General features: G+C 28.6%; 7 protein-coding genes. All 7 read left to right on the forward strand.

Annotated features, from left to right (window positions below; translation table 11 throughout):
• The first annotated feature begins 15 nt into the window (after positions 1-15).
• The 7 genes from SVN78_05785 to SVN78_05815 are packed head-to-tail and all read left to right on the forward strand — an operon-like array spanning position 16 to position 10,496.
• Positions 16-1,722 (forward strand): formate dehydrogenase subunit gamma, encoded by a 1,707-nt coding sequence (locus tag SVN78_05785; protein ID MDY6821113.1) that lies wholly within the window; start codon positions 16-18, stop codon positions 1,720-1,722.
• A gap of 14 nt (positions 1,723-1,736) precedes the next feature.
• A complete protein-coding gene (locus SVN78_05790) occupies positions 1,737-3,164 on the forward strand; it encodes a cytochrome c3 family protein (GenBank protein ID MDY6821114.1) in 1,428 nt (475 codons plus the stop codon).
• An 8-nt stretch (positions 3,165-3,172) separates the two neighbouring features.
• Positions 3,173-3,844 carry a cytochrome C gene (locus SVN78_05795; GenBank protein MDY6821115.1) on the forward strand — a complete coding sequence of 224 codons (672 nt, stop codon included), beginning with the start codon at positions 3,173-3,175 and terminating at the stop codon, positions 3,842-3,844.
• Between the two features lie 23 nt (positions 3,845-3,867).
• A complete protein-coding gene (locus SVN78_05800; protein ID MDY6821116.1) occupies positions 3,868-5,670 on the forward strand; it encodes a histidine kinase in 1,803 nt (600 codons plus the stop codon).
• Positions 5,671-5,672: 2 nt separating this feature from the next.
• On the forward strand, positions 5,673-6,332 hold the full coding sequence (locus SVN78_05805) for a response regulator transcription factor (protein MDY6821117.1): 660 nt from the start codon (positions 5,673-5,675) through the stop codon (positions 6,330-6,332).
• Between the two features lie 59 nt (positions 6,333-6,391).
• Entirely contained in the window at positions 6,392-9,292 is a 2,901-nt protein-coding gene (locus tag SVN78_05810; GenBank protein ID MDY6821118.1) for an acyl-CoA dehydratase activase, read from the forward strand.
• A gap of 4 nt (positions 9,293-9,296) precedes the next feature.
• Positions 9,297-10,496: a hypothetical protein gene (locus SVN78_05815; GenBank protein MDY6821119.1), complete on the forward strand. Its 1,200-nt coding sequence runs from the start codon at positions 9,297-9,299 to the stop codon at positions 10,494-10,496.
• Positions 10,497-10,647 lie beyond the last annotated feature (151 nt).

A 10,647-nucleotide genomic window follows, 5' to 3' on the forward strand; every position in this document is an offset into this window, starting at 1 on the left:
GTAGGGAGGTTATATATGAAACATTTATTTACTTTGATATTGTATGCTTTATTTTTTATTTTTTTATTAAATAATTTAGTATTTTCTGCTTTAGAAAATAATAATTGTTTAAATTGTCATCTTAATATGGATCCAAAAGTTGATAAAAGTGTTCTTGAAAATAGTGTACACAATAAGCTAAATTGTATTAGCTGCCACAGCGATGTGAAGGCTATACCTCATCAAAAAAAAATTGCACCAGTTAATTGCGGTAATTGTCACAGCGATATAGTAAGTGAAATTACCGGTGAAAAAGGAAATGTACATTTTAAAGATGAGAAAGGCAAACCAAGTTGTAAAGATTGTCATGGTACTCATGATATTTATCCAAAGGATAATAATAAATCTAAAATAAATAAATTAAATGTATCAAAGCTATGTTTAAACTGTCATAGTGATATAGAAAGATATAATCTGAGTATACACAATAAAGCACTGTTATCAAGTGGATTAGCGAATGCACCCACTTGTACCGATTGTCATGGAGCACATATAATATTGCCTTCCAATAATGTTAACTCAAAGACATATTTTACTAATATACCTGAATTATGCGGGGACTGCCATAGATATATATTAGATAGGTATATTAATAGTATACATGGTAAATTACTTAAAGAGGGAAACCCTAATGTACCTGTATGTACAACATGTCATAGCGAACATGAAATTTATGAGACTAGTAGGATAACACTGTTTGGTATTGAAACTAAAGAGTGTGGGAATTGCCATTTAGAGCAGTCTAAGATATATCAAGATAATTATCACGGAAGAGCAACACTTATGGGATTTGTTAGATCAGCACTATGCACAGATTGCCATGATAAACATCTTATTTTACCTAAAGAAGATCCTCAATCATCCATAAATAAATCTAACTTGGATGAAACATGTGGGAAATGTCATGGGTATCTTGAAAGTGGAGTGTACAAAACTCAAACAGGAGTTGTTACGTCTTCTTTTGATAAATACAAAATACATACATCCTTTTCTCAGGCTGTAATTTTTAAGATTTCTTGTTTGTTGGTTATTTTTGTTGCAATTTTGGGTTTTATAATACACTATTTAATTTTTGGCAGTAAAGAATTTAATGAAGAGGAAAAAATATATTGGTTTAATTTCTGGAATAGATTTGTGCATTGGAGCGTTGCAATTACTTTTGTTATATTAGTAATAACAGGAATAATCATAATTTTTGCTGATAATCTGGGAGGTGGTATAATTATACTTATCACTAGGTATATCCATCGCATTACTGCATTTTTATTTATTATTTTTGATATCCTTATGATAATTATGTGGAGAAAATATTTTATTACAAAACCATATGATATTAAGTGGTTAATGATGTTGGGAGGCTATTTGAGTAAAAAGAAAAAGGTTGTGCCAGCAGATAAATTTAATTTTGGCCAAAAATTGTGGTTAATATTATCAAGTATTGGAGGAGTAATTTTGTTTATAACAGGTATAGTTATTTTATCATTGCCACCAGATGTTAAATTACTTCAAGTTTCTATATATATTCATAATATTATTGGTATAATTCTTGTTGGATTTTTTATGATACATCTATATATGTCAGTTTTCGTTATCAAGGGCTCCATAAAAACAATGATTACAGGTTATAAGCCTAAGGAAGAAGCTGAGTATATGCACGGATATGCGCTGAAAGACAAGACTTAAACTATAGTAATATTATGATTAAAATTAGTAAACTTTTGTACTGTATAGCATTTACAACTATAGTTATGTGTTGGTTTACAAGTGGATATTGTGAAAACTCTGTAAAAAAAAATAATTGCATAGATTGCCACAATAAACAAGGAATATACAAAGTTTTTGAAAATGGAGAGAGAATTGAAGCTATTGTTAATGTAGATAAATATAAACGTTCAGCTCATAAAGATTTAGAGTGCACAGCATGTCATATTGAATTTGAGAGCAGTCATCCTAAAAGAAGATTTAGGTCATATAGTCAATATAAGATTATGTCAAATAATATTTGTGATAGTTGTCACAGTGATATCTTAAATGATAAGATACATAAAAATTTTATTGGCAGTAAGGATGGATCACAATTTTTACTTTGCACAAATTGTCACAGTCCTCATTATACAGCCAAGAGCGGGTCACCTTTAAATAATACTAGTGATGAGAAGGAATATTGTTTAAGTTGTCATAAAAATGAAATACAAATTGAATTTCTAAATGGAGACAAGTTATCAGCAAAAATAAATATAAATGAATTGAGCAGTTCAGTCCATAAGGATTTACAATGCTCTGATTGCCACTATGGCTTTTCTCATGATCTTCACCCAAGAAGGACCTTTGAAAATAGACGTAATCTAAGTATTGCTAATGCAGATACGTGTAGAAGGTGTCATTTTGATAAATATACTATGTATGAAGATAGTATACATAGCAAACTCTTATCTAAAGGGGATGAAAGGGTGCCTCTCTGCACAAACTGTCACGGCTATCATGAGATACAAGAATTTGGTGAAGAGCGAACAAAAATAGCTAGAAAATGTGGCAAATGCCATGATGAAATCTATAATATTTATGCTAAAAGCGTACATGGGGCAGCACTGTTTGATGAACATAATAAAGATGTTCCAAATTGTATTGACTGCCATACTTCCCATGAAATAAAAAACCCTCTGACAGCTAATTTTAGATTGCATATACCAGAGTTGTGTGGTAACTGCCATGTAAATGAAAAAATTGTTGGCAAATATGGTTTGTCAACAAAAGTAATAAGTACATATATAGAAAGTTTTCACGGTAAGAAAACCGCCCTATATTTAAGAGAGAATGGTAAATTTGATAATTTAGAAAAGGTAGCAACATGTGTTGATTGTCATGGTGTTCATAATATTAAAAGCCTTAGATATATTGAAGAAGATGTCTTAAAAGAGAAGTTAGTAAAAAGATGTAGGCATTGTCATAAAAAAGCATCATTAAACTTTCCAAATGCATGGTTGTCTCACTATATACCAACATTTTATAAAACCCCTGTTTTATTTGTAATCATATGGTTTTATAAATTTTTTATAATAATTTTAATAGTTAGTATAATTTTACAGATATTTTTATCTATATGGAGATATGCTGTTAGTAGATGAGGAAATAGGTGAAACAGAAAGACAAGATTAGAAGATTTTCAATTTATAGGATATCTGAACATTTAATATGTATGATTCTAACAACCCTTTTATTAATAACAGGTTTTGTACAGAAATTTTATACATTAGATATTTCAATGTGGCTTATAAAATATTTTGGTGGTATTGACAATGTTGTCTTAATACACATGTATTTTGGAGTATCTCTAATATGCCTCTTTATTATACATATATTATATAATTTTGTTGGAATATTATACTTTAATATGGAAGTATCAATGATGATAACCAAAGAAGATTTTGATAACTTTATTAAAGATTTAAAATACTTTATTAGGGTAACTAATAAAAGAGCTGAGAACGACCGCTATACCTATAGACAAAAATTTGAATATTGGGGGATATTTATAAGTATACTTTTATTAATTTTTTCTGGTATTATACTATGTTTTCCTATCACTCTTACAAATTATTTGCCTGGAATAATTATTCCAATTGCAAAAACGGTTCATTATAACCAAGCAATTATACTGTTTATTATTATTGTATCACATATTTATAATGCCATATTTAATCCTGATGCCATACCTTTGGATACTTCAATTTTTACAGGATATCTCTCAAAAAAGAGGTATATTAAGGAGCATTTTAAAGAATATAAAAGAAAATTTGAAGATTAATATATATAAATTTTTTAGATTTAATGCAAAGAAGAATATTAATTGCAACATTGTTATTTACATTGTTTATATCACTTTCCTTTGGCATTGTTTCATATTATCTTATAATAAATGATATAAATCATCTTAAAGTAAATCAGCAAAATGTTTCAGAATCAATTACGCGCTGTATAGATTATAATCTGGAAAATAATATAAAAAAACTTTTTGATATATCACTTACAAGAATAATTAATTTTAATAATTATAATCCCAATGTTGTGCAAAAACTCTTAGAAAATGCTTATAGATATTCAATGTTTACTGAGAGCATATTTATTGTGAATAGAGATTGCGAAATCTTTGAATCCTACCCACAAAATTATGCGAATTTTTCAAAATTATATTATAAACCCTATGTAAAAAGAGCAGTTGAAACAGACAGGTTTGTTATATCTCCTTTGATTAATAAAACAAACAAAAATGTAGTTTATACAGTAGTTCCATTAAAGAATACTAAAAATGAAAGTATTGGTGCAATTGTTGGAGTTATTAGTATTAATAGGTTTGAATTAAATATATTTATAAAAAATCTGAATATTTTAAAAGACAATTATATTGGACTTGTTGATATAAAAGGAAATGTTTTAGTGTCAAATAAAAACTATAAACGTGTAAAATTTAATAAAAATTTAGATAAAATTATAGAAACTAAGAAAAATCGCCTATCTAAGGTTATACTATTAGATCAATATGGCAGAGAAAAAAATATTGAATTGGCAATAAATCCTTTAGGTAATGCCCCTTGGGCAGTGCTTTTTGGATCTCTTTCACCCACTATGTTTGCCCCTGTTGTGAAAGTAGCCTGGATATTATTGTCTATATTTTTACTCTATATACTTACTGGAATTGTATTTTCTGTTGGTTTAGGCAGAAATATCACTGCACCTATAAATGATTTGATTTTAGAGACAAAAGAAATATCCAAAGGAAACTATAATAAGCCCCTAGTGGTAACAGGGAGTGATGAGGTTTTAGAGTTAGGTAAGAGTTTTGAGAATATGAGGATAAAATTGTCAAAAACATTAAGTTATTTAGAAAATTATAATATTGAACTTGAGAAAGAGGTTAGTAAAAGAACAAAAGAAATTGAAGAAAGTAAAAAAATTATAGAGATGTTACTCAAAAGAGTGATAAATTCTCAAGAAAATGAGAGAAACAGAATAGCTAGAGAACTACATGATGAGATTTTACAAGATCTGTCTGCAATATTAATGCACTTAGATATTTACATAAATAAAATTGATAAAGATAAAAATTTAGATGTATATAATAACTTACAAGAATTAAGATCATTAATACTAAGAACATTTGATAATGTAAAATATATAATGCAAAATCTTAGGCCACCCCTAATTGATGAACTAGGTTTAAAATCTTCAATAGAATGGCTTTTACAAAATACATTAAAAAAGAGCGACATTGATTATGAGCTTAAATTAAAAGATATTGAGAATTTAAGATTATCCCATGAATATGAGATTAATATATTTAGGATAATTCAGGAGACAATTACAAATATAATCAAACACGCAAAAGCTAAAAATGTATCAATATCAATGATAAAGAGCAGTGATGGTTTTTTAGAGGTATCAATAAAAGATGATGGTATTGGCTTTGATTTAGAAAAAATGTTTAGCGATTTAAGGAAAGACACTGGAAGCTTAAGAGGCATTGGAATATTGGGTATGATGGAAAGAGCAGGTATAATAGATGGGATGCTAGATATAAATTCAAAGGAAGGAGAAGGGACAGAAATAACCCTTCGAATTAAGTTAGAGGGATAAATATGGATAAAATAAATATTTTAATTGCAGATGATCATGATTTAGTTAGGGAGGGTTTAGTAGCTATATTGAATACTTGTAATGATTTTAAGGTTGTAGCCCAGGTATCAGATGGTGTTGAAGCTATAGAGATGTTTAAAAAATATAGGCCTGATATAGTTTTAATGGACATTAGAATGCCAAAGTTGGGTGGTTATGAGGCAACTTTAGAGATAAAAAAAATTGATAAAGATGCGAAAATTATAGTTTTAACCCAGTATGATGATACTCAATATATATTAAGATTTTTACAGGCAGGGGTTTCAGGCTATATATTAAAAAAGGCTGCAGGTGTTGAGCTTATATCAGCTATAAAAGCTGTTAGTAGGGGAGAGGTTTATTTGTATCCTGATGTTGCATCTGAAATAGTTGCTGGATATCTAGGGAAAAAAGATATTAGTAATATAAAAGACCCCTATGATAAGCTCACAGACAGAGAAAAACAAGTATTAAAATTGTTAGCAGAAGGCTATACACATAAAGAAATAGCAGAGATGCTAAATATAAGTATTAAAACAACTATTGCTCACCAGTCAAATATTAGCGAAAAACTTGATCTGCACTCAAAATACGAACTGATTAAATTTGCTATAAGAAGAGGCATAATTAAAATAAATGAATAAGAATTGTTTATCAAAAATTGTGTAAATATCTAAAAATATGATATTATATATCTTAAAATATGACAAAGCAAATAATTGGAATAGATATAGGCTCGCGTTTTTTTAAGGCTATTGTAATAGATAATAATTACTCAATAAAAGATAAATTATATATCCCAACTGAGGGGCAGCCATTAAATATATTTAAAACATATATAAGTCAAAAACAAAAGACATATAGTAATTTTGCTATAGTATTAACAGGGAGTGCCGGTAAAAACATTGCAATAGAAGAAGGGTTTCCCTACATTAATGAAGTTGTTTGTCATGCAAAAGGGGCTTATTTTACAGATAACAATATAAGGTCTATAATTGAAATTGGAGCAGAAAGTTCAAAATTAATAAAAATTAAACCACATAGTAATAATTCACTTTCCATTGAAGATTTTACAATAAATTCAAAATGTGCAGCAGGAACGGGTGTTTTTCTTGATCAACAAGCCTATAGATTGAATCTTAATATAGGGGAATTTTCAAAAAAGGCTTTACTGTCAGAAAATCCACCATTAATTGCTGGTAGATGTTCAGTTTTTGCCAAAAGTGATATGATTCACTTACAGCAAATTGGAACTCCTGACTATGATATAATTGCAGGGTTGTGTTACGCTGTTGCCAGAAATTATTATAGCACTATATGTAAGAATGAAATACCACCATTAAAGATCTCTTTTCAAGGTGGTGTGGCAGCAAATGAGGGTGTTAGAAGAGCTTTTTTGGATATATTAGGCATTGATGAAAATAGTTTTATTGTTAGTGAGCATTATAACTTTTTAGCAGCTATTGGGGCAGTGGTAGAATATCTTGAAAATAGATTTGTTGATAAAAGTAAAATATATTTTATAAATAAAAATAAAGAGTTACATAATAGTAATTCATCTAATCAAATATTAAAAAAACCATTGTATAGATTAAGTGAAAGTTTAAAAAATTTTTATGATTGCCCTATCTACATTGGCATAGACATTGGTTCAGTTAGCACAAATGTTGCTATAATAGATAGTAGTGGCAATTTAGTTGCAAAAACTTATCTACCTACAGAAGGCAATCCTATTAGAGCTATAAAGAAAAGCTTTGAGCAGTTAGATAATAAAATAAAGGAAAATGCTAATGTCAGAGGTGTTTGCACAACAGGTTCAGGAAGATATCTGATAGGTGAACTAGTTGGTGCAGATTTAATAAAAAATGAGATAACAGCTCAAGCAATGGCAGCAAAATACATAGATAAAGATGTTGATACAATTTTTGAGATAGGGGGGCAAGATTCGAAATATATATCTCTAAACACAAGAGGTGTTGAAGATTTTACTATGAATAAAGTCTGTGCTGCTGGCACTGGTTCATTTTTAGAAGAACAGGCAGAAATTTTAGGGATTAATATAAAAAATGAGTTTAGTAATCTAGCTTTCAAATCAAAAAATCCTCTTCCACTAGGAGATAGATGCACTGTCTTTATTGGCTCAGAAGTTACAAAAGCTGTATGTGATAATGAAAAAATTGAAGATATATTAGCTGGCCTCTCATATTCAATTGTTAAAAATTATCTTTTTAGGGTAGTTGGAAATAAGAAAATTGGTAAAAAGATTTTTTTTCAAGGAGGCGTTGCATTTAATGAAGCTGTTCATTCAGCCTTTAATAATATCTTAAAACAAGATATCTATGTTTCCCCTCATCATGAGGTTACAGGTGCAATTGGAGCAGCACTTTTAGTAAAGAAGTATATTGGAGATAAAAAAAGCAATTTTAAAGGTTTTAATATAGATAAGGAGATTGTAGATGTATCATCTTTTGAATGTAATGGCTGCAGTAATAGTTGTAGAATTATTAAAATAAAAAGAGATAACGGAAAAAGTCTCTTTTATGGTGGCCGTTGTGGAAAATATGAAAACACTAAAAAGAAAATAGAACAAAATATAGATAATTTATTTCATTTAAGGAATGACATTTTATTTAAATATACAAATACAGGTTTAGAAAATAATAAAAAAAGAGGTGTGATAGGTTTGCCACAAATATTTTACCAGTGGGAGTTAATACCGTTATTTAGTACTTTTTTAAGTAAATTAGGATTTAATATCACAATCTCACCAATTACTAATAATAAAATATTGAAGGATGGTCTAAAGTTGTGCTCTTATGATACATGTCTTCCAATAAAAGTTGCATATGGTCACATAAAGTATTTATTAGAAAAGGGTATTAAAAATATATTTATACCTTCAATATGTGAGATGTTTCAAACAAAAAATGCAAAACATTTCCATAACTGTCCACTTGTACAAGGATTTCCTTTTACGTTGTTTTCATCATTTGATAGAAATAGTATAAATGTCTTCTCCCCAATACTATTTCTTAATGAAGATTTAGATGAGATTGTAAGCATTTTGTATAATGAATTTGGAAAATACTTTAACATCAAAAAGAAAGAGATAAAAACTGCTTATTTAGAGGGTTACAGAAACTATAATAACTTTAAAAAAGAGCTAAAAGAGGCTTCAAAAAATTATATAGAGAAATTTAAAGATAAAAATATATACATTATAATAGGTAGACCATACAATACTTATGATTTTGGCTTGAATATTTATTTAGCAGATAAAATATATGAGATGGGTAAAATAGCAGCTCCAATGGATTTTTTCAATATTGATGAAGAGTATTGTGGTCTTGTCGATAATATGTATTGGAAATCAGGTCAAAGAATATTGAATCTTTGCAAATTGATTAGTGAGGATCAAAATTTACATGGAATATATGTTACTAATTTTGGATGTGGTCCTGATTCATTTATTTCACAATTCTTTAGAAGAAATATGAAAAAAACTTATCTTGAATTAGAAATTGATGAGCACACTGCTGATGCTGGAATTATAACAAGACTTGAGGCATTTTTTGATTCAACAGACAAGTTATTACTAACATAACTTTATGAATGACATATTCTTTATTATTCCAAAAATGTGTGATGAGGCCTATATATTAAAGGCTGCCCTAGATTTTTTTGGTATTGAGAGTGAAACCACTGATGAACCTGATATTACTTCTATTGAATATAGTGAAAAATTTACTACAGGAAAAGAATGCTATCCATGTATCTTAACAACTGGTGATCTTATTAAGATAGCCAAAAGGGATTATAAAAATTATAAACAAGTCTATTATTTTATGCCTACAACAACTGGACCTTGCAGATTTGGCCAATATAGCAATTTACAAAAAATGATATTAAAAGAGCTTGATAGTAATATTAAAATTTTTTCACCAAACGAAGCAGATCATGAGTTCTATAATAATCTCAATATTGATGGAAAGCTTTTTTTTAAAATAGTTTGGGAGGGTATAATTACAGTTGAAGTAATAAAAAAGATCTTACATAGAATAAGAGCTCATGAGGAGAGGGAAGGGGAGTCAATTAAATTATATAGGGATTCTTTAATGAGATTAACAGAAGCAATAAGAAGAGGAGACAATATTTTAGATATAGCAAAAGGGGTAGCCAGTGATTTCAAAAATTTAAGCTATTGTAAAAAAATAGGCTCTAAACCATTAGTTGGAATGGTTGGCGAGATCTATGTGAGGTTAAATGACTTTGCTAATGATTATATAATAAAAAAGTTGAATACCATGCAAATTGAGGTATATTTATCACCCTTTTCAGAGTGGATCTATTATACAAATTATATTAATTATAGAAAGTTGATAAAATCAAAGAAATATAAGCAGGCTTTTATTAATAGGATAAAAAATAGATTTCAAGTAAAGACACATTATAATATCTCAAAAATATTTAGCTCAATTATTGATAATGCTTTTGAGCCACCCATAAAAGAATCACTAAAACATGCTAGTAATTACTATGATATAAGATTAGAAGGGGAGGCCATACTTACACTTTCTAAAACCTTAGAATTTATCAATTCAAATCTAAATGGCATTGTAAATGTGAACCCCTTTTATTGTATGCCAGGTACAAATGCTTATGCACTTTTGCTGCAGGTAAAAAGGCAATACAAAAACATACCTATGTTGCATCTGTTTTTTGATGCAAGTAGTGAAAATATAGATGAAATTGCTTTTGAAACCTTTGTTCACCAAGTATATAGTAATTCAAAAAAACAAAATAATTAATTTAAGGTTTGCAAGTATAAATAACTAGGGCACCCTATTTGGGTGCCCTAATTACTTTATAAGATCTTTACTAATAATTAATTTTCCTTTGAAGCCTTTTTATCTTTTTTTCTACCTTTACCTCTTAGGTATGCTAAGTTAGGTCTCCAAC

The sequence above is a fragment of the Deferribacterota bacterium genome, from assembly GCA_034189185.1.
In the GTDB taxonomy this organism is placed as follows: Bacteria; Chrysiogenota; Deferribacteres; order Deferribacterales; family UBA228; genus UBA228.